General features: G+C 67.9%; 20 protein-coding genes and 2 tRNA genes. 14 read left to right on the forward strand and 8 right to left on the reverse strand.

What is annotated here, in order from left to right; translation table 11 throughout:
• Window positions 1–17: 17 nt before the first annotated feature.
• From LF41_RS04855 to LF41_RS04865, 3 genes are all read right to left on the reverse strand, one after another.
• Window positions 18–1,472, reverse strand: a complete 1,455-nt coding sequence (locus LF41_RS04855) for an efflux transporter outer membrane subunit (protein WP_036166691.1) — start codon at window positions 1,470–1,472, stop codon at window positions 18–20.
• 1 nt (window position 1,473) lies between these two features.
• Entirely contained in the window at window positions 1,474–1,920 is a 447-nt protein-coding gene (locus LF41_RS04860; RefSeq protein ID WP_036166694.1) for a MarR family winged helix-turn-helix transcriptional regulator, read from the reverse strand.
• 77 nt (window positions 1,921–1,997) lie between these two features.
• Entirely contained in the window at window positions 1,998–2,783 is a 786-nt protein-coding gene (locus LF41_RS04865; RefSeq protein WP_036166697.1) for a cytochrome C assembly family protein, read from the reverse strand.
• A gap of 72 nt (window positions 2,784–2,855) precedes the next feature.
• On the opposite strand from LF41_RS04865, the gene ffh reads away from it, so the two are divergent.
• The 6 genes from ffh (at window position 2,856) to LF41_RS04895 (ending at window position 6,940) form a co-directional block, all read left to right on the forward strand.
• Window positions 2,856–4,226 (forward strand): signal recognition particle protein, encoded by a 1,371-nt coding sequence (ffh, locus tag LF41_RS04870; RefSeq protein ID WP_036166700.1) that lies wholly within the window; start codon window positions 2,856–2,858, stop codon window positions 4,224–4,226.
• 91 nt (window positions 4,227–4,317) lie between these two features.
• On the forward strand, window positions 4,318–4,575 hold the full coding sequence (rpsP, locus tag LF41_RS04875; protein ID WP_036166702.1) for a 30S ribosomal protein S16: 258 nt from the start codon (window positions 4,318–4,320) through the stop codon (window positions 4,573–4,575).
• Between the two features lie 34 nt (window positions 4,576–4,609).
• On the forward strand, window positions 4,610–5,131 hold the full coding sequence (gene rimM, locus LF41_RS04880; protein ID WP_036166705.1) for a ribosome maturation factor RimM: 522 nt from the start codon (window positions 4,610–4,612) through the stop codon (window positions 5,129–5,131).
• 2 nt (window positions 5,132–5,133) lie between these two features.
• The gene (gene trmD, locus LF41_RS04885; protein ID WP_036166708.1) at window positions 5,134–5,901 is read left to right on the forward strand and encodes a tRNA (guanosine(37)-N1)-methyltransferase TrmD; all 768 of its coding nucleotides are present in this window, start codon (window positions 5,134–5,136) and stop codon (window positions 5,899–5,901) included.
• Window positions 5,902–6,046: 145 nt separating this feature from the next.
• Window positions 6,047–6,460: a 50S ribosomal protein L19 gene (rplS, locus tag LF41_RS04890; RefSeq protein WP_036166711.1), complete on the forward strand. Its 414-nt coding sequence runs from the start codon at window positions 6,047–6,049 to the stop codon at window positions 6,458–6,460.
• Between the two features lie 63 nt (window positions 6,461–6,523).
• Window positions 6,524–6,940: an RNA-binding S4 domain-containing protein gene (locus tag LF41_RS04895; RefSeq protein WP_036166714.1), complete on the forward strand. Its 417-nt coding sequence runs from the start codon at window positions 6,524–6,526 to the stop codon at window positions 6,938–6,940.
• Window positions 6,941–6,951: 11 nt separating this feature from the next.
• Here LF41_RS04895 and mutS read toward each other — a convergent pair whose 3' ends face one another.
• Window positions 6,952–9,552, reverse strand: a complete 2,601-nt coding sequence (gene mutS / locus LF41_RS04900; RefSeq protein WP_036166717.1) for a DNA mismatch repair protein MutS — start codon at window positions 9,550–9,552, stop codon at window positions 6,952–6,954.
• 60 nt (window positions 9,553–9,612) lie between these two features.
• On the opposite strand from mutS, the gene LF41_RS04905 reads away from it, so the two are divergent.
• From LF41_RS04905 to LF41_RS04940, 8 genes are all read left to right on the forward strand, one after another.
• Complete coding sequence (locus LF41_RS04905) at window positions 9,613–10,113, forward strand: CinA family protein (RefSeq protein WP_036166721.1); 501 nt, start codon at window positions 9,613–9,615, stop codon at window positions 10,111–10,113.
• A gap of 43 nt (window positions 10,114–10,156) precedes the next feature.
• The gene (gene lexA / locus LF41_RS04910; RefSeq protein WP_036166726.1) at window positions 10,157–10,792 is read left to right on the forward strand and encodes a transcriptional repressor LexA; all 636 of its coding nucleotides are present in this window, start codon (window positions 10,157–10,159) and stop codon (window positions 10,790–10,792) included.
• Between the two features lie 175 nt (window positions 10,793–10,967).
• Window positions 10,968–12,002: a recombinase RecA gene (recA, locus tag LF41_RS04915; protein WP_036166728.1), complete on the forward strand. Its 1,035-nt coding sequence runs from the start codon at window positions 10,968–10,970 to the stop codon at window positions 12,000–12,002.
• Between the two features lie 91 nt (window positions 12,003–12,093).
• Complete coding sequence (gene recX, locus LF41_RS04920; RefSeq protein WP_036167060.1) at window positions 12,094–12,570, forward strand: recombination regulator RecX; 477 nt, start codon at window positions 12,094–12,096, stop codon at window positions 12,568–12,570.
• A 64-nt stretch (window positions 12,571–12,634) separates the two neighbouring features.
• Window positions 12,635–15,301: an alanine--tRNA ligase gene (alaS, locus tag LF41_RS04925; RefSeq protein WP_036166731.1), complete on the forward strand. Its 2,667-nt coding sequence runs from the start codon at window positions 12,635–12,637 to the stop codon at window positions 15,299–15,301.
• Window positions 15,302–15,472: 171 nt separating this feature from the next.
• Window positions 15,473–15,682 carry a carbon storage regulator CsrA gene (gene csrA / locus LF41_RS04930; protein WP_036166734.1) on the forward strand — a complete coding sequence of 70 codons (210 nt, stop codon included), beginning with the start codon at window positions 15,473–15,475 and terminating at the stop codon, window positions 15,680–15,682.
• Between the two features lie 23 nt (window positions 15,683–15,705).
• A tRNA-Ser gene (locus tag LF41_RS04935) sits at window positions 15,706–15,798 on the forward strand.
• Between the two features lie 85 nt (window positions 15,799–15,883).
• Window positions 15,884–15,960 (forward strand) — tRNA-Arg (locus LF41_RS04940).
• Between the two features lie 57 nt (window positions 15,961–16,017).
• On the opposite strand, the gene LF41_RS04945 is transcribed toward LF41_RS04940, so the two are convergent.
• The 4 genes from LF41_RS04945 to amaB are packed head-to-tail and all read right to left on the reverse strand — an operon-like array spanning window position 16,018 to window position 20,584.
• Entirely contained in the window at window positions 16,018–16,893 is an 876-nt protein-coding gene (locus LF41_RS04945; protein ID WP_036167062.1) for a DMT family transporter, read from the reverse strand.
• 41 nt (window positions 16,894–16,934) lie between these two features.
• A complete protein-coding gene (murB, locus tag LF41_RS04950; RefSeq protein WP_036166736.1) occupies window positions 16,935–17,987 on the reverse strand; it encodes a UDP-N-acetylmuramate dehydrogenase in 1,053 nt (350 codons plus the stop codon).
• Entirely contained in the window at window positions 17,980–19,035 is a 1,056-nt protein-coding gene (locus LF41_RS04955) for a quinone-dependent dihydroorotate dehydrogenase (RefSeq protein WP_036166739.1), read from the reverse strand. The genes murB and LF41_RS04955 overlap by 8 nt, the downstream gene beginning before the upstream one ends.
• Window positions 19,036–19,054: 19 nt before the next feature.
• Window positions 19,055–20,584 (reverse strand): L-piperidine-6-carboxylate dehydrogenase, encoded by a 1,530-nt coding sequence (gene amaB, locus LF41_RS04960; protein WP_036166742.1) that lies wholly within the window; start codon window positions 20,582–20,584, stop codon window positions 19,055–19,057.
• Between the last annotated feature and the right edge of the window lie 19 nt (window positions 20,585–20,603).

The raw sequence follows: 20,603 nt of genomic DNA on the forward strand, positions 1-20,603 counted from the left end.
GAAAAGAGGGGAGGGAGTCAGTTCGAAGCTTGGTTGTTGGCGTCCAGCGCGATCGGATGGGCGATCTGCAACCCGCCGCCGAGCGCGCGCTGCAGGTCGACCGTCGCCTGCAAGCGTTGCGCACGCAGCGCATCGATCTGCTGGTCGAACTGCAGCAACGGGCGTTGCGCGGCGAGCACGTCGAGCTGCGTGCCCAGGCCGGCCTTGTAGCGTTGCGATGCCACCGAGTAGGCCGCGTTGGCCGACTCGCGCGCCTGCGCGATCGTCGCGAGCTGCGCATCGAGCGCGCGCGCGGTCTGCACGGCGTCGGCGACTTCGCGCACCGCGCCGACCAGCGTCTGGTCGTAGTCGGCGACGGCAAGGTCGTACTCGGCATCGCTCTTCGCGAGCGAGTTGCGCAGGCGGCCGCCGTCGAAGATCGGCAGGCTCAACGCGGGGCCGCCGTTGACCAGCGCGTTGTCGCTGTCGAACAAGTCCGACAGATGGCCGCCGGCGACGCCGACGAGTGCGTTGATGTTGACGGTGGGGTAGAACGCTGCCTTCGCGACGTGGATGCGTTCGCCCGCGGCTTCGACGCGCCAGCGCGCGGCGACGACATCGGGGCGATGGCCCAGCAGATCGCTCGGCAACACGTCGGGCACGCCGGGCGCGGGGCCTTGCAGCAATGCGGGCGTGGCGATCGCGCGGCCGCGGTCGGGGCCCTTGCCGAGCAACGCGGCGAGCGCGTTGCGAGCGAGGTCGGCTTGTTGCATCGCGGCCTGCGCCTGCTGCTTCGCCGCGCCGACGTTGGCTTCGGCGTTGCGCAACTGCAGTTGGTTGTCGATGCCGGCCTTGACCCGCTGCTGCGAGAGCGACGCGAGATTGGACGCGCGCGCGGCTTCGGCGTTCGCCGTGTCCGCCGCATCGTGCGCGAGGGCGAGTGCGATGTACGTGCGCGCGATGTTCGACGCGAGCATCAGGCGCGCGGCCTGCGCGTCCACTTCGACGGCGCGCGCCTGGTCGAGCGCACCGCGCCATTCCGCAGCGTGCGCGCCCCACAGGTCGAGCGACCACTTGAAGTTCAGTCCGAGCAGGAAGATGCCCTGGTATTCGCCGCCCAGGCCTTCCGGCGCGATGCTTTCGGGAATCAGCAGGCCGATGTACTGGCCGCTCGCGCCGAGCGTCGGCTTGCGCGCGGCGTCGGCGAGGCCCGCCTGCGCGGCGGCCTGGCGCACGCGTGCATCGGCGGCGGCGAGCGACGGCGTGCCCGAGAGCGCTTCGTCGATCAGCGCATCGAGTTGCGGATCGCCATACGCCTTCCACCAAGCCTGCGCGGGGAACCGTGCATCGGACGTGGCGCCGAAGGACTGCTTTGTCGCGAGAGTGGCGTTCGCATCGCGCGGCTGCGATTCCGGCGCCAGGCCGTGCGTGCTCGCGCAGCCGGCGAGGAAGACGGAGGTCGCAAGGGCGAGGGGAAGGAAGGAGGGGCGCATGTCAGTCCTGCGCCGCGAGGTTGTCGCGGACCTGGGAGAGGAGACGGATCAGTTCGGAGCGTTCGGTGTCGCTGAGGTGCGCCATCGCGGTGTCGTGCACGCGCTGCGCGGACGGGGAGATGTCTTCCCACATCGCGCGGCCGGCCTCGCTCAGCACGATCTGCAGGGCGCGGCGGTCGCCGACGACCGCCTCACGGGCGAGGAGCCCGCGTTCTTCGAGCTTGTCGAGCAGCCGGGTCATCGCGCCGGGGTGGAGGTACGCAGCGCGGGCCAGCTCGGTCACGCCCGCCGGGCCATGGGCCAGCGTCTTGAGGGTGATGTACTGGCTGAAGTTCAGGTCGTGGCCGCTGGCTGCGAGTTCGGCCTCCATGCGCGCCCACATGGCGTCGCGGACCTGGCGGAAGAGCAGGCCCAGCGAGGACCCGTTGCAGGGAGGCGTCGTATTCATGGGCCGGCATGATGGATGCCGACGCAATAGTTGTCAATGCAATTATTGTGAAAGCAGCCTTCCCGCGGCTGCCGAGCTCAGACCCGCTTCAGAACGAGCTCCAGCACGAACTGGCTGCCGAAAAAGGCCAGCAGCAACAAGACCATGGCAACGAGGGTCCAGCGCACGGCCTTCGACCCGCGCCAACCCCGCCGCCAGCGGCCCAGCAGCAGTCCGCCGAAGACCAGCCAAGACAGCACGCTCAGCACCGTCTTGTGCACCAGGTGCTGGGCGAAGAGGTTTTCGACGAACAGCACGCCGGTGAGCAACGTCGCGGTGAGCAGCCCGAAGCCGACGGCGATGGTGCGGAACAGCAGCGATTCCAGTTCGGTGAGCGGCGGGAAGGCGCGCAGCCATCCGTGGAATTCGCGGCGACGCAACGCACGTTCCTGCGCCCAGAGCAACACCGCGATCACCGCGGCGATGCCGAGCGTCGCGTAGGCCAGCAGCGCGCACCACGCATGCAACTGCAGGCGCCAGTCGAGCGGCGAGGGCGTATGCACGTGCCCGTACGACGCATAGGCCAGGGCGACGATGGCGGCGATCGGGAACACGATGACGCCGAGCGCGGCCATGCGACCGCTCGCGCCGAACAACGTCGTCAGGATCCCCATGCCGAGTCCGACGATCGACAGCGCCGAGAAGAAGTGCAGGTCGAGCGCGCCCGCCGCGTGCCACGTCGTCGCATGCAATGCCGCGTGCAGCCCGAGCGCGGCCAGGGCCGGCACGAGCCAGGCGCGGCCGTGGTCGTCGCGCGCGACACCGCGCGCGAGCAGCCCGGCGGCGATCAGGTAGGCGAGGGTGGCGATGAATGCGAGCGTCATGCCGAAAGTGTCGCACGGCGCAGGGGCTATACTGCGCGGCCCGTTTTCCGCGCGTTTCCAAGACCCCCGCCCATGTTCGAATCCCTGACCCAGCGTCTCTCCGGCACCATCGAGCGCCTGCGCGGCCGCGGCCGGCTCACCGAGGAGAACATCCGAGAGTCGTTGCGCGAAGTGCGCATCGCGCTGCTCGAGGCGGACGTCGCGCTGCCCGTGGTGCAGGCGCTGGTCGAGCGCATCAAGGTGCGCGCTGTCGGCCAGGAAGTGCTGAAGTCGCTGACGCCGGGCCAGGCGCTGATCAAGGTCGTGCGCGACGAACTGACGACCGTGATGGGCGCCGCCGCCGCCGATTTGAACCTCAACGTGCCCGCGCCTGCCGTCGTGCTCATGGCGGGCCTGCAGGGCGCGGGCAAGACGACGACCGTCGCCAAGCTCGCCAAGCACCTGAAGGAACGCCGCAAGAAGAAGGTGATGGTGGTGTCGGCCGACGTGTATCGCCCGGCCGCGATCGAACAACTGAAGACGCTCGCGCAGCAGGTCGACGTGTTGTGGTTCCCGTCCGACCCCTCGCAGAAGCCCGAAGCGATCGTGCGCGCCGCCATCGACGATGCCCGCAAGTCCTTCGCCGACGTGCTCATCGTCGACACCGCGGGCCGCACCAGCATCGACGAGGCGATGATGCGCGAGATCCAGGCGTTGCACGCCGCGGTCTCGCCGGTCGAAACGCTGTTCGTCGTCGACTCGATGACCGGCCAGGATGCGGCGGTCACGGCGAAGCATTTCGGCGAAGCGCTGCCGCTCACGGGCGTGGTGCTCACCAAGACCGACGGCGACGCGCGCGGGGGCGCCGCGTTGTCGGTGCGTTACATCACCGGCAAGCCGATCAAGTTCATCGGCACGGGCGAGAAGCCCGACGGCCTCGATGTCTTCCACCCCGACCGCGTCGCCAGCCGCATCCTCGACATGGGCGACGTGCTGTCCCTGGTGGAGCAGGTCGAGCAGCAGGTCGACAAGGACAAGGCGGCCAAGCTCGCGGAGAAGGTGGCCAAGGGCAAGCGCTTCAACCTGGAAGACATGCGCGACCAGCTGGAGCAGATGCAGAACATGGGCGGCCTGCACGGCCTCATGGACAAGCTGCCGGGCATGGGCCAGGTCCCCGAGCACCTGAAGAACCAGGTCACCGGCAAGGAAGTGCCGCGCATGATGGCGATCATCGGGTCGATGACGCCGAAGGAGCGCCGCAACCCGCATTTGCTGAACGGTTCGCGCCGCGCCCGCATCGCCCGCGGTTCGGGCACCTCGCCGGCGGACGTGAACAAGCTGCTCAAGCAGTTCCAGCAGATGGAAAAGATGATGGGCAAGCTGGCCGGCGGCGGCATGAAGGGCCTGATGCGCGGGATGAAGGGGATGATGGGCGGCCGGGGCGGGATGCCGCCGTTCCGCTGAGCCCGGGGTTCCCCCGGGGCCCGTTTCCCCAGTACAATCGCCGGCTTACCTCGGCATACCGCCGACTGGGCAACACAGGAAACTCCGCACCATGGTCAAGATCCGCCTCACCCGCGGCGGCGCGAAGAAGCGCCCCTTCTACCACATCATCGTCACCGACTCGCGCAGCGCGCGCGACGGCCGCAACATCGAGCGCCTGGGTTACTACAACCCGATCGCCGCCGGTGCGGAGAAGTCGGTCGAACTGAATACCGAACGCCTGAACTACTGGGTCGGCCAGGGCGCGCAGATGAGCGACAAGGTCGCCAACCTCGCCAAGCAGGCCGCCAAGGCCGCTCCGGCTGCCTGAGTTTCGCGGTCGCGCACCGCGCGACGCAAAACCCATGAGTGAAACCAACGCCCCACGGAAGCTGATTCTGGTGGGGCGCTTTCATGGCGGGTTCGGCATCAAGGGCGAAGTGAAACTCGAGAGTTTCACCGATCCGCCCGAACGCCTCTTCAAGTACCAACCGTGGCTGCTGCGCGATGCGCAGGGCCGCGAACGCGAGTGCACCGGCGCGAAAGGCCGCGTCACGCCGAAGGGCGTCGTCGCCGTGCTGCCCGACATCGCCGACCGCGACGCCGCCGATGCGCTGCGCGGCACCGAAGTCTTCGTCCCGCGCTCCACGCTCCCGCCACCGGCGCCCGGCGAGTATTACTGGGTCGACCTGGAAGGGCTGCGTGTGGTGAACAGCGAAGGCGTGGATTTCGGCACCGTGTCGCATCTGTTTTCGACCGGTGCCAACGACGTGCTCGTCGCGCAGGGCGATCGCGAACGCATGATCCCGTTCGTGCAACCCGACTACATCACGTCCGTCGATTTCGACGCCGGCCTGGTCACCGTGGACTGGGACGCGGACTTCTGAGCATGCGCGTCGACATCGTCAGCCTGTTCCCCGAATTCGTCGCGCAATGCGCCGCCTTCGGCGTGGTGGGGCGGGCGCAGGAGCGCGGACTGCTGTCGCTGCATGGCTGGAACCCGCGCGACTACGCCGCCGGCAACTACCGCCGCGTGGATGACCGCCCGTTCGGCGGCGGCCCCGGCATGGTGATGCTGATCGACCCGCTGCGCGACGCCATCGAAACCGCGCGCGCCGCCGATCCGGTGCAGGCCCGCGTCGTCTACCTCACGCCGCAGGGGACGAAGCTGACGCAGGCCAAGGTCCGCGAACTCGCGTCGCTGCCGCGCCTGATCCTGTTGTGCGGCCGCTACGAAGGCATCGACGAACGCCTGATCGAAGCCGAGGTCGACGAGGAACTGTCGATCGGCGACTACGTGCTTTCCGGCGGCGAGCTGGCGGCGGCCGTGGTGGTCGACGCGGTGGCCCGCCTGCAGGAAGGCGCGTTGAACGACGCCGAATCCGCCCAGCAGGACAGTTTCGAAGGCGGCCTGCTCGATTGCCCCCACTACACGCGGCCGGTCGAACACCCGCTGGGCAAGGTCCCCGAGGTGCTGCTCTCGGGCAACCATGCGGAGATCGCCCGCTGGCGCCGGATGGAATGCCTGGGCCGCACGTGGCTGCGCCGGCCGGACCTGCTGGATGAACAGGCCCTCGAAAAGGCCGATCGCGCATTGCTCGACGCCTTCCGCGCCCGCTACATGCGGGGCATCGACGAACCCGACGGGGACGCGTAACCCCCCGGTTCCCAAAGAAAAGCTGGCATTCGCCCGCGGAGACCCGCTAGAATGCGCGGCTTCGTCCCAACAGCCCCGGCATCGGCCTTGCGCCCGTGCCCGATAACAAGCGTCGCGCACTGCGCGAACACCAACAGGCCGTCCCATGAACAAGCCCTCGCTCAACACGCTGCTGCAGAACTTCGAATCCGACCAGATCCAGCGCCAGCTGCCCGACTTCGGTCCCGGCGACACCGTCGTGGTCAACGTCAAGGTCAAGGAAGGCAACCGCGAACGCATCCAGGCCTATGAAGGCGTGGTCATCGGCAAGAAGAACGCCGGCCTGAACTCCGCTTTCACCGTGCGCAAGATCTCGCACGGCTACGGCGTCGAGCGCGTGTTCCAGACCCACAGCGCCGCCATCGACTCGGTCGAAGTCAAGCGCCGCGGCGACGTGCGTGCGGGCAAGCTGTATTACCTCCGTGGCCTGGAAGGCAAGGCCGCGCGCATCAAGGAAGACCTGGCCGGCAACGCCAAGGCCAAGGCCGCTGCCGCTGCCGCCGCCGCTGCGCAGCAGTAAGCTTCCCTGCCAGAAGTACCCGAAACGACCGCCTCTTGGCGGTCGTTTTGTTTATATCGCCCCATGACGACCGAACATCCCGCCAACGCCCCGCAACCGGGCGTCCGCATCGACCTCTGGCTCTGGGCCGCGCGCTTCTTCAAGACGCGCAGCGTGGCCAAGCATGCGATCGAAACCGGCAAGGTCGAGATCGCCGGCCAGCGCGCCAAACCCTCGCGCCAGGTGCATGTCGGCGAAGCGATGACCATCGGGCGCGGCGAGGAGCGTTTCGAGATCCTCGTGCGCGGGTTGTCCGACACGCGCGGGCCTGCGAAGGTCGCGCAGGCGTTGTACGAGGAGAGTGTCGAATCGCGTGAGCGGCGTGCCGCGGAGCGTGCGACGCGCGCCGCCGAACGCGCCGGATATCAAGCGCCGGAGACGAAACCCGACAAGCGCGCGCGGCGGTTGATCCGCGCGCTGGGCGATCTCGACGCGCTGTAGGTGCGAAAGGCCTAGAGCAAGCCTTTGAGCCGATAGAGGGCCTCGAGCGCCTGCCGTGGCGTGAGCTCGTCCGGCTCGATCGCCGCCAACGCTTCCATCGCCGCGCTCGACGGCGCGAACAACCCGAACTGCTGCGGCGAATCCAGCGCGTCGACCGTCATCGGCATCGACGGCGCATCGCGCCCCTGCTGCTCCAGTTCCGCCAACCGCCCGCGCGCCTGGCGCACGACCGATTTCGGCAATCCCGCGAGCGCGGCGACCTGCAAACCGAAGCTGCGATTCGCCGGGCCGTCCTTCACCGCGTGCATGAACACCAGCGTGTCGCCGTGTTCCACGGCGTCGAGGTGCACGTTCGCGATTCCGCTGCCCGGTTCGGCGAGCGCGGTGAGTTCGAAGTAATGCGTCGCGAACAACGTGTAACTGCGATTGACCGCCGCCAGGTGCCGCGCACAGGCGTCGGCGAGGGCGAGGCCGTCGTACGTCGACGTGCCGCGGCCGATCTCGTCCATCAGCACCAGCGATTCGCTCGTGGCGTGATGCAGGATGTAACTGGTTTCCGCCATTTCGACCATGAAGGTCGACTGGCCGCGCGCCAGGTCGTCGCCCGCGCCGATGCGCGTGAGGATGCGGTCGATCGGGCCGATCACCGCGCGCGACGCCGGCACGAAGCTGCCGATATGCGCGAGCAGCACGATCAGCGCGTTCTGCCGCATGTACGTCGACTTGCCGCCCATGTTCGGGCCGGTGATCACGCGCATGCGCACGGTGTCGTCGAACACCAGGTCGTTCGGCTCGAACGGCGCGTCGCGCACCGCTTCGACGACCGGGTGGCGGCCGCGTTCGATGCACAGGCCCGATGCCTCGCGCAATTCCGGGCGCGACCAATCGAGCACCTGCGCGCGGTCTGCGAAGCAGGCGAGGACGTCGAGCTCGGACAACGCCGTCGCGCAACGCTTCAGCGATTCGAGTTCGGAGTTCAGCGCGTCGAGCAACCCGTCGTACAGCAGCTTCTCGCGCGCGAGCGAACGTTCGCGCGCAGACAGCACCTTGTCCTCGAATTGCTTGAGTTCTTCGGTGATGTAACGCTCGGCGCCGGTCAGCGTCTGGCGGCGCGTGTAATGCGTCGGCGCCTTGTCGGACTGGCCCTTGCTGATTTCGATGTAGTAGCCGTGGACGCGGTTGTAGCCGACCTTCAGCGTCGCGATGCCGCTGGCTGCGCGCTCGCGCGCTTCCAGGTCGACGAGGAATTGGTCGGCGTTGGTCGACAGTCGGCGCAATTCGTCGAGATCTTCGTCGTAGCCCTCGGCGAAAACGCCACCGTCGCGCGCGAGCACCGGCGGCTGCGGCACGATGGCCGACGCGAGCAGGGCGGCGTTGCCCGCATGTTCGCCGAGTTGCGCCGCGAGCGCTTGCAGTCGCGGCGAATCGAGCGGTGCGAGGATCGTGCGCACCTCGGGCAACAGGCCCAGGCCGTCGCGCAACGTGGACAGGTCGCGCGGACGCGCGCTGCGCAGCGCGACGCGGGTGAGGATGCGTTCGAGGTCGCCGAGTGCGCGGAAGCGGTCGCGCAATGCGACATCGCCGCGCTGGTCGATGAGCGTCGCGACGGCATGGTGGCGTTCGCCGACGACGCGCCGGTCGCGCAATGGGCGATGCAGCCAGCGGCGCAGCAGGCGGCCGCCCATCGGCGTGATCGTCGAATCCAGCACGCCGAGCAGCGTGGTGCGCACGTCGCCGTCGATGCGCGTGTCGAGTTCCAGGTGGCGGCGCGTGGCGGCGTTCATCGCGATCGCGCCGTCGCTGGCTTCCAGTGCGATCGACGACAGATGCGGCAGGCGCTGCTTCTGCGTTTCCTCGACGTAGCCGAGCAACGCGCCGGCGGCGGCGATGGCGCGCGGGCGCTCCTCGATGCCGAAGCCAGTGAGATCGTGCAAGCCGAAGAACTGCAGGAGTTGGCGGCGGCCGCTGTCGGCGTCGAACAACCACGGCGCGCGGCGTCGCACGCCGGTGCGGGACAACAGCGAGGCTGGTACGCCGTCTTCGTCGGGCACCAATATTTCAGCGGGTTCGAGGCGCGCGATCTCCGCGTCGAGCGCGTCGTCGCCGTCGACTTCGTTGACGAGGAAGCGGCCGCTCGACAGATCCATCCAGGCCAGGCCGTAACCGCGCTTGTCGCGCGAAACGGCGAGCAGCAGCGTGTCGCGGCGTTCGGACAGCAACGCTTCGTCAGTCACCGTCCCGGGCGTCACGATGCGGACGACCTTGCGTTCGACCAAGCCCTTCGACGCCGCCGGATCGCCGATCTGTTCGCAGATCGCCACCGACTCGCCGAGCGCGACCAGCCGCGCGAGATACCCCTCGCACGCGTGATACGGCACGCCGGCCATCGGGATGGGTTGGCCCGCGGACGAACCGCGCTGGGTCAGCGTGATGTCGAGCAGGCGCGCAGCCTTGCGTGCGTCGTCGTAGAACAACTCGTAGAAGTCGCCCATGCGGAAGAACAGCAGCACGTCCGGGTGCTCCGCCTTGGCGGCGAAGAACTGGCGCATGAGCGGAGTGTGGGCGTCGTTGCGCGCGGCGGCGCGCGGATCGATCGATTCGTGGAGGGACATGTCGGGCAAGGCAGGGCAGCCGTGGCAGTATGCCAGCGCCCACCGCTTCGAACGCTGCCCATGACGGTTCCGAACGACGACGCGCTGCACGCGCTTGCGCAGGCCCTCGGCGAGCGGCTGCGCGCCGCGCGCCACATGCTGGTCACCGCCGAGAGTTGCACCGGCGGCTGGATCGCCAAGGCGGTGACCGACGTGCCCGGTTCGTCCGACTGGTTCGATTGCGGGCTGGCCGCCTACAGCTACGAAGCCAAGCAGGCGTTGCTGGGCGTGCGGCCGGAGACGCTGGAGAAGTTCGGCGCCGTGAGCCGCGAGACGGTCATCGAGATGGTGTCGGGGGCGCTGTCGCATTCGGGCGCAACGGTCGCAGTCGCGGTCACGGGCATCGCCGGGCCGGGCGGGGGGACGCCGGACAAGCCTGTCGGCACGGTGTGGATCGCCTGGAAACGGCGCGGCGGCTACCCGAAGGCCGAGGTGGTCCGCTTCGATGGCGACCGCGAAGCCGTGCGCAGGCAGACGGTCGAATGCGCCCTGAAGGGGCTCGGCGGGCTGCTGGACCAATAGAAGGGTTGACGGCCACGTCCGGTTAGCAGTAATACTACTAACCATGGACCTGACCGATACGCAGCAAGCCATCCTCGCCCTGATCGCCGAGCGCATCGAGCGCGACGGTTTGCCGCCGTCGCAAACCGAGATCGCCCACGCCTGCGGCTTCAAGGGCGTGCGCGCGGCGCAATACCACCTCGAGGCGCTGGAACAGGCGGGCGCCATCCAGCGCATCCCGGGCGTCGCGCGCGGCATCCGCATCGTCGATGCGGCGCCGCCGAAGGCCGTCGCCTTGGCCGCCGCCAACGAGGACATGCTGCGGCTGCCCGTCCTGGGCCGTGTCGCCGCGGGCGTGCCGATCGGCGCGGACGTCGGCGGCGACAGCTACGTGCTGCTGGACCGCGTGTTCTTTTCGCCCACGCCCAACTACCTGCTCAAGGTGAAGGGCGACTCGATGCGCGACGAAGGCATCTTCGACGGCGACCTGATCGGCGTGCACCGCACGCGCGACGCGCGCTCGGGCCAGATCGTCGTCGCCCGCGTCGATGACGAGATCACCGTGAAGCTCCTGAAGATGTCGGCCGACCGGATCCGGCTGCTTCCCCGCAACCCCGACTACGCACCGATCGAGGTGAAGCCCGGCCAGGACTTCGAGATCGAAGGCCTCTACTGCGGCCTGGTGCGTCCCAACCGATGACCCCGATGACGCTTTCGCTTCAGTGTTTCTCTGACACGCGCACGCGGCCTTCCCTGATGCCGTCGAACGGCGCAAAAGAAAATACTTCCCCATGCGAACCCGTCTCAATCCGCGCGACCGCCGCTCCGTAACGTCGCCGCCAACCCAAGACCATCCCAAAAATCAGGACACGACCATGGACGAGAACAAGAAGCGCGCCCTTTCCGCGGCCCTCGGGCAGATCGAGAAGCAGTTCGGCAAGGGTTCGGTCATGCGCATGGGCGACAAGGCCGTCGAGCCGGCGGAAGTCATCGGCACCGGCTCGCTCATGCTGGACATCGCGCTCGGCATCGGCGGCCTGCCCAAGGGGCGCGTCGTCGAAATCTATGGTCCGGAATCCTCGGGCAAGACCACGCTGACGCTGCAGACCATCGCGCAGTGCCAGAAGAACGGCGGCACCGCGGCCTTCATCGACGCCGAGCACGCACTCGACCCGATCTACGCGCAGAAGCTGGGCGTCAACATCGACGACCTGCTGGTCTCGCAGCCCGACACCGGCGAGCAGGCGCTGGAAATCGCCGACATGCTGGTGCGCTCCGCCGCGGTGGACATGGTCGTCATCGACTCCGTCGCCGCGCTCACGCCCAAGGCCGAAATCGAAGGCGAAATGGGCGACCAGCTGCCCGGACTGCAGGCCCGTCTCATGAGCCAGGCGCTGCGCAAGCTCACCGGCAACATCAAGCGCAGCAACTGCATGGTCATCTTCATCAACCAGCTGCGCATGAAGATCGGCATCATGATGCCGGGCCAGAGCCCGGAAACCACCACGGGCGGCAATGCGCTGAAGTTCTACGCCTCGGTGCGCCTGGATATCCGCCGCATCGGTTCGGTCAAGAAGGGCGACGAGATCATCGGCAACGAAACGCGCATCAAGGTCGTCAAGAACAAGATGGCGCCGCCGTTCAAGCAGGTCATCACCGAAATCCTTTACGGCGAAGGCATCAGCCGCGAAGGCGAGCTGCTCGAGATGGGCGTGAACGCCAAGCTCGTCGAAAAGTCGGGTGCCTGGTACAGCGCGTACGACGAGCGCATCGGCCAGGGCAAGGAGAACGCCCGCCAGTTCCTCAAGGACAACCCGCAGATCGCGGTGCGCCTGGAGACCGAGCTGCGCGCCAAGTTCCAGCCGGCCGAAGCGCCGCGCGATGCGTCGCCGGAAAGCGCCGACTCCTGATCCGTCGTCCTCCCCGTTGGCTATGGGATGGCGCAGCGGGGAGGACGGTCGGGCCTCCGATGACGTCGCGTCGGGCGCGCAGGGCACGGACGTGCCCGAGCGCAAGCCGCGTCGCAAGAGGCCTGAACCCACACCGGCGCAACGCGCGCTCGGCTTGCTGGTGCGCCGCGAACACTCGCGGCGCGAATTGACCCGCAAACTCACCGCGCGCGGCGTCGAACCAGAAGACGCCGTCGCGGCCGTCGACAAGCTCGAAGCGGCCGGCTGGCAGGACGATGGCCGCTTCGCCGAATCCCTCGTGCGCAGTCGCGCCTCAACGGGTTACGGGCCGGTCCGAATTCGTGCGGAGCTTGGAACGCATGGCCTCGGTCGTGAGGCCGTCGGCGCTGCGATGGAGGCGGCCGAAGTGGATTGGGACGAGCTCGCGCGCGGCCTCGCGCGTCGCCGTTTCGGCGAAGACCTCGCGCAAGACCGCGACCGCCAGCGCAAGGCCGCCGATTGGCTGATGCGCCGCGGATTCACGGGGGCCCAGGTCCGCGCAGCCACGCGCTTCGACCCCGACGACTGAACTGGTTCGCACGGCCTGATACCCTTGGCGGCCTTCGGGAGCAGCGCTTCCCCCCGGTCGCCTCATGAACTCGCCCAACGCCATCCGCACCAGCCACCAGATCCGGTCCGACTTCCTCGAGTTTTTTCGCTCCAAGGGCCACACCATCGTGCCGTCCAGCCCGCTCGTGCCGGGCAACGACCCCACGCTGCTGTTCACCAACGCGGGCATGGTGCAATTCAAGGACGTCTTCCTCGGCGCCGAAAAGCGCAGCTACACGCGCGCGACGAGCTCGCAGCGCTGCGTGCGCGCCGGCGGCAAGCACAACGATCTCGACCAGGTCGGTTACACCGCGCGCCACCACACCTTCTTCGAGATGCTGGGCAACTTCAGCTTCGGCGACTACTTCAAGCGCGACGCAATCGCGTGGGCGTGGGAACTGCTGACGCAAGTGTGGAAGCTGCCGGCCGACCGCCTGCTCGTCACGATCTACCACACCGACGACGAAGCCTTCGACATCTGGAACCAGGTGGTCGGACTGCCGCCCGAGCGCATCATCCGCATCGGCGACAACAAGGGCGCGCCGTACGCGTCGGACAATTTCTGGCAGATGGCCGACACCGGCCCGTGCGGCCCGTGCACCGAGATCTTCTACGACCACGGCGCGCACATCCCGGGTGGCCCGCCGGGCTCGCCCGATGAGGACGGCGACCGCTTCATCGAAATCTGGAACAACGTCTTCATGCAGTTCGACCGCCAGCCCGACGGCACGCTCGTGCCGTTGCCGGCGCCGTGCGTCGACACCGGCATGGGCCTGGAGCGGTTGTGCGCCGTGCTGCAGCACGTGCACAGCAATTACGAAATCGACCTGTTCCAGCACCTGATCCGCGCGGCGGCGAAGATCACCAACACCGCCGATCTCGAACACAAGTCGCTGCGCGTCATCGCCGACCACATCCGCGCGTGCAGCTTCCTCATCGTCGACGGCGTGCTGCCGTCGAACGAAGGCCGCGGCTACGTGCTCCGCCGCATCATCCGCCGCGCCGTGCGTCATTTCTGGAAGCTTGGCGCCTTGCAGGCCGACGGCGCGTTCTGGCGCATGGTCGCGCCGCTGTGCGAAGCGATGGGCGATGCATACCCGGAACTGAACACCAAGCGCGAACTCGTCGAGCGCGCGCTCAAGGCCGAAGAGGCCGCGTTCGCGCAGACGCTCGACGCCGGCATGCAGCGCCTCGAAGGCTACCTGCATCAATCCGACGGCGCGCTGTCGGGCGAGCAGGTCTTCCAACTGCACGACACCTACGGCTGCCCGCCGGACCTGATCGCCGACATCCTGCGCGAGAAGGGCATGACGCTGCCCGGCGAGACGATGGCCGACTACGAACGCCTGATGGAGCAGCAGCGCGACCGCGCGCGCGCCGCGGGCAAGTTCGGCGGCGGCCTGGCATTGCCGGGCGAGCTGATCGCGCAGCTCGCGCCGACGCAGTTCGAGGGCTACGAAGGCCCGACGGCGAACGACCTGCTCGTGCAGGCCATCGTGCGTGACGGCCGTCCGGTCGAGACCTTGCGCGCCGGCGAATCGGCCATCGTCGTGCTGGATCGCACGCCGTTCTACGCCGAAAGCGGCGGCCAGGTCGGCGACACCGGCCAGCTCGCCACCGCGAATGCGACCTTCGACGTGCGCGACACGCTCAAGCTCGCGGGCCAGTTCCATGGCCACGTCGGTGCACTGATGTCGGGCGAACTGAATGTCGGCGATCGCGTGAGCGGCGCCATCGACGCGGAGCGCCGCGCATCGACCGTGCTCAACCACAGCGCGACGCACTTGCTGCATTCGGCGCTGCGCACGGTCCTCGGCACGCATGTGACGCAGAAGGGTTCGCTGGTCGCGCCCGATCGCCTGCGCTTCGACTTCTCGCATTTCCAGCCGGTCTCGGCGGAGGAGCTGGCGACGATCGAGCGCATGGTCAACGCCGAAGTGCGCCGCAACCATTCGACCGAAATCCACCACATGGGCATGCAGGAAGCGCTCGACTTCGGCGCGATGGCCCTGTTCGGCGAGAAATACGGCGAGCGCGTGCGCGTGTTGCGCATGGGCGAGACGTCGACGGAGTTGTGCGGCGGCACGCATGTCTCACGTACCGGCGACATCGGCTTGTTCAAGATTGTTTCGGAAGGGGGCGTCTCCGCCGGCGTGCGTCGCATCGAAGCGGTGACGGGGCAGGGCGCCCTGGACCACGTCATGGACGAGGAGCGCCGCTTGAACGACGCCGCCAGGCTGCTGGGCGGGAATGCCAGCGAAGTGAACGAAAAACTCCGTGCGCTGCTCGACAGGCAGAAGAAGCTCGAGCGCGAAGTCGAACAACTCAAGGCGAAGGCCGCATCGGGCGCCACCTCGGACCTCGCGGCCGGCGCGGTCGCGGTCGGCGACGTGCGCGTGCTGGCCGCGCGCCTGGAAGGCTTCGATGCGAAGGCGCTGCGCGATGCGATCGATCGTTTGAAGCAACAACTCGGCGACGCCGTGATCGTCCTCGCAGGCGCGAGCGACGGCAAGGCGGCGCTGGTCGCGGGCGTGAGCGGTTCGGCGGCCGGCAAGGTCAAGGCCGGGGAACTGCTGGCGCATGTCGCGAGTCGGATCAACGGCAAGGGTGGTGGACGTCCGGACCTCGCGCAGGGCGGCGGCGACGACGGCCCGGCATTGCAAGCGGCGTTGGAAGCGGTTCCGCAGTGGGTGGCCGAGCGCCTACACTGATCGTCCGGCGCCCCGGCCTGACCGGGGTGCATGACGAGTTGCGGTTGTGGGCCCATGTGGCCCGCGACTATGATCGTTCAGCTTCGAGCACCAAGGGATGTGCCCCGCCGCGCGGTTTGTGCGGCGGACTGGACCAGCGGGATGGCCGCTGGCGAAGGAAGGAGACTCAACATGTTGATCCTCACGCGACGCGTCGGCGAAACACTCATGATCGGTGACTCGGTCACCGTCACGGTGCTGGGCGTCAAGGGCAACCAGGTCCGCATCGGGATCACCGCGCCGAAGGACGTCGCCGTGCACCGCGAAGAAATCTACCAGCGCATCCAGCGCGGCGAAGAACCGGGCGAGCCGGGCAAAACGGGTTTGCCGGGCGCAGGCTGAATCTGTAGACTTCGCCGCTCTCCGGAGACGTGCCCGAGAGGCCGAAGGGGCTCCCCTGCTAAGGGAGTATGGGGTCAAAAGCTCCATCGAGGGTTCGAATCCCTCCGTCTCCGCCAGTCACAAGCGTTGATGCAACACACTTCAACGAACGCAAAAAATTCGTTGACGAAATGCAGAGACGTTCTTCATAATTCCGCTTCTGCGCCCGTAGCTCAGCTGGATAGAGCACCAGGCTACGAACTTGGTGGTCGGGAGTTCGAATCTCTCCGGGCGCGCCACTCAAGTAAAAAGGCCGATGCGAAAGCATCGGCCTTTTTATTTGTGGCGCGACTTGCTTACTCGTTCGGCTGCGCCGCTTCCGTCGGCGCCGTCGTCGCATGCTTGCGCAGCAACGTCGCTTCGCGGTGGGCGATGTACGCGTTCGCGGTGAAGATGATCGCGGCACCCAGGACGGTCCAGCGGTCCAGGGTTTCGTCGAAGAGCAGCCAGCCGGCGACGGCGACCACCGGCAATTGCATGAAGCTGATGGGGGTCAGGGCGCTGACGTCGCCGAGTTTCAGGGCGCGGGTCCACAACAGGTGCGCGGTGGTGCCGAGCACGCCGGCGGCGGCGACCCACAGCCACGTGATGCCTTGCGGCCATTCCCACACGAACAGCGCCGGCAGCAGCGACATCGGCACCCACAGCATCGTCGTGTAGAGCACGATGCGGTCGGCCGGTTCGGTGCGCGAGAGTTGCTTGATCTGGATCGCGACCAGCGCGCTCAGCACCGCGGCGCTCAGGGCGACGAGCGTGCCGATGGAGAAGTTCGCGCTGCCGGGGCGGACGATGATCAGCACGCCGATGAATCCGACGAAGACGGCGGCCCAGCGTCGCGCGCGGACGTGTTCGCCGAGCATCCACACGGCGGCGATGGTCACGAACAGGGGCGTCGAATAACTCAGCGAGACCGCCTGCGCGAGCGGCAAATGTCCGATCGCCCAGAAGCCCGCGAACATGCCGAGCACGCCGATGACGCAGCGGACGATGTAGCGGGGGAATTGCGTGGTGCGCAGGATCTGCGTGCCGTGGCGCATCAGCAGCGGCGTGGCCGCGAGCAACCCGAAGAAGTTGCGGAAGAAGGCGATCTCGAAGGTGTGCAGCGTCTTCGACGCCAGGCGGATCGCCACCGCCATCAAGCCGAAGAACAAGGCGCTGCCGAGCATCAGCATCGCCGCCTTCCAGTACCGCGCGCCGTGGTCGGCCTGTGCGGTCACCAGCTGCCGCCGACGATGCGCGGCTCGGGTTCGATGGCCACGCCGAAGCGTTCGTGCACGCTCGCCGCGATGCGCCGGGCCAGCGACAACAATTCCGCGCCCGTCGCCCGCCCGTGGTTCACGAGCACCAGTGCATGCGACGGCGCGACGCCCGCATCGCCTTCGCGGAATCCTTTCCACCCGCACTGGTCGATCAGCCACGCGGCCGACAGCTTGCGCGTGTCGTCATCCGCCCCGCGGAACACCGGCGCATGCGCGTGCGCCGCGACCAATGCTTCGGCCTGCGCGTACGGCACGATCGGATTCTTGAAGAAGCTCCCCGCGTTCCCGATCACCGCCGGATCCGGCAACTTGCGGCGGCGGATGCGGCAGACCGCTTCGGCGACCTGCGAGGCGCGCGGGGTGTCGATGCCCATCGCGGCGAGTTCGTCGCCGACGCCCGCGTAGTCGATCCGCACGCGCGTGGCGCGAGAAAGGCGGAATTCGACGGCGGTGACCACGTAGCGGTCGGGATCGTGCTTGAACACGCTGTCACGGTACGCGAAGGCGCACTGCGCAGGCGTGAGCGAGGTCATGGTGCGCGTCGTGCGGTCGAACGCATGCACGGCATGGATCGAGTCGCGCACTTCCACGCCGTAGGCGCCGATGTTCTGGATGGGAGCCGCACCGACCGTGCCGGGAATCAGCGCGAGGTTTTCCAACCCCGCGAGCCCGTGCCCCAACGTCCACAACACGAGCGCATGCCATTCGACGCCGGCATCGGCGCGCACGATGGCCGTGTCGCCATCGTCCTCGACGAGCGCGATCGACTGCGCGGTCAGCGCGAGCACGACGCCTTGCGGATCGCCGGCGAGCAACACATTGCTGCCGCCGCCGAGCACGAGCACCGGGCCCTCGCGCAGCATCGCGTAGCCGAACAGCTCGGGCAGGGCGTCGGTGTGCGCCACTTCGACCAGCATCGGCGCGCGCGCGGCCACGCCGAAGGTGTTGCGTGCATCGAGCTTCGCGTTCTCGACGATGCGGTACTGCGACGACGCGAAGTCAGGCATGCGGCGGCAGGTTCCCGCGGCTCGGCGCTTCCTTGCGGCGGCGCATCGCATCCACGCACTCGCCGATCAACGCCGGCCCGCGATACACCAGGCCTGTATACATCTGCACGAGCGAGGCGCCCGCGGCCGCCTTCGCGGCGGCATCGGCGCCGGTGAGTACGCCGCCCACGCCGATCATCGGGATGTGTTCCGGCAAGCGCGTGCGGAGGCGGCGCAGGACGAGCGTCGACTTGCCCATCAGCGGTTCGCCCGACAGCCCGCCGGCTTCGCTCGCGTGGCGCGCGCCTTCGAGCCCGAAGCGGCCGACGGTGGTGTTGGTCGCGATGACGCCATCGACTTCCAGGTCACTGAGCACGCGGCCTGCGGCGTCGATGTCGTCGTCCGACAGGTCCGGCGCGATCTTCACCAGCATCGGCACGCGCCGGCCATGCTGCGCGGCCAGGCGCTCCTGCGCTTCGCGCAAGGTGCCGACAAGGCGGCGCAGCTGCTGTTCTTCCTGCAGTTCGCGCAGCCCCGCGGTATTGGGCGAGGAAATGTTGACCGTCACGTAGTCGGCCAGCGGATACACGCGTTCCAGGCAGAACAGATAATCGGACTCGGCCGATTCGTTCGGCGTGTCCTTGTTCTTGCCGATGTTGATGCCGAGCACGCCGCGCCGCTTGGCGCGCTCGACGTTGCGCACCAGCGCATCGACGCCCGCGTTGTTGAACCCCAGGCGGTTGATCACCGCGCGATGCTCCGGGATCCGGAACATGCGCGGCTTCGGGTTGCCTTCCTGCGCGCGCGGCGTGGTGGTGCCGATCTCGACGAAGCCGAACCCCAGCGCCATCAGCGCGTCGATGTGCGTGCCGTTCTTGTCCAATCCCGCGGCCAGGCCGACGGGATTGGGGAACTGCAGGCCGAAGACCTTCGTCGGCAGCGGCTTGGGCGTGCGCGCCACGAGCGGGTTCACGCCGCTGCGGTACGCGGTTTCGAGCGCGGCGAGCGTCACGTCGTGCGCGCGCTCGGCATCGAGGCCGAACAGGAAGGGGCGAGCGAGTCCGTACATCCGTGTCAGGGCGCCTTCGTCACAGGTCGAACTTGATGCCTTGCGCCAGCGGCAGCGCGTCGGAGTAGTTGATCGTGTTCGTCTGGCGGCGCATGTACGCACGCCATGCGTCCGAACCCGATTCGCGGCCGCCGCCGGTTTCCTTCTCGCCGCCGAACGCGCCGCCGATCTCCGCACCCGAGGTGCCGATGTTGACGTTCGCGATGCCGCAATCGGAACCGGACGCGGCGAGGAACGCTTCGGCAGCCTTGAGGTCCTGGGTGAAAATCGAGGACGACAGGCCCTGCGGCACGGCGTTCTGCATCGCGATGGCTTCATCGAGCCCGCTGAACTTCATGACGTACAGGATCGGCGCGAAGGTCTCGTGCTGCACGATCGGCGTGTCGTTGGTCAGGCCCGTGATGATCGTCGGCAGCACGAAGTTCCCCTTGCCTTCGATGGCGGCGCCGCCCGTTTCGACCTTGCCGCCGGCGGCCTTCGCCTTGCCGATGGAATCGAGGTAGGCCTCGACGGCATCGCGGCTGTTCAGCGGTCCCATCAGGTTGGCCGGATCGGTCGGATCGCCGATCTTCTTCTCCACCTGCTTGTACGCGGTGATGAGCTTCGACAGGACATCGTCGTGGATGGATTCATGAACGATCAGGCGGCGCGTCGTCGTGCAACGCTGGCCCGCGGTGCCGACCGCGCCGAACACGATGGCGGGGATCGCGAGCTTCAGGTCCGCCGACTTGTCGACGATGATCGCGTTGTTGCCGCCCAATTCCAGCAGGGAGCGGCCCATGCGCTGCGCGACGCGCTCGCCGACCATGCGGCCGACCTTCGTCGAACCGGTGAAGGAGATCAGCGGGATGCGCTTGTCGTCGACGAACGACGAGGCCAGGTCGCTGCCCGCGTCGTTGAACAGGAAGAAGATGTCGGGGAAGCCGGCCTGCTTGAGCGCGGCATTGCAGATCTTCATCGAGGCGATCGCCGAGAGCGGGGTCTTCGGCGAGGGCTTCCAGATCGAGATGTCGCCGCACACCGCTGCGATGAAGCTGTTCCAGGCCCACACGGCGACCGGGAAGTTGAACGCGCTGATGATCCCGACGATGCCGATGGGATGCCACTGCTCGTACATGCGGTGGCCGGGGCGTTCGGAATGCATCGTCAGGCCGTACAGCTGGCGCGAGAGGCCGACGGCGAATTCGCCGATGTCGATCATCTCCTGCACTTCGCCGTCGCCTTCGGGCTTCGACTTGCCCATCTCCAGCGCGACGAGCGAACCCAGCGCGTCCTTGTTGGCGCGCAGCGCTTCGGCGCACAGGCGGATCGCTTCGCCGCGGCGCGGGGCCGGCGTGGTGCGCCACACCTTGAAGGCCTGCTGCGCGCGTTCGACGATCAGGTCGTAGTCGGCCTGCGAGGAGGCGTGCACCTTGGCGAGCACGCTCCCATCGGTGGGGCTGACGGGTTCGATCACACCGGCGTCGGTGGTCTTCGACCATTCGCCGTTACCGAGATAGGTGCCGGATTCGGTCTCGTTGAGGCCGAGCGCTTTGAGGACAGGATGCATCTGCGACTCCGATTGGGGG

It is taken from the genome of Lysobacter dokdonensis DS-58, from assembly GCF_000770795.1.
GTDB lineage: Bacteria > Pseudomonadota > Gammaproteobacteria > Xanthomonadales > Xanthomonadaceae > Noviluteimonas > Noviluteimonas dokdonensis.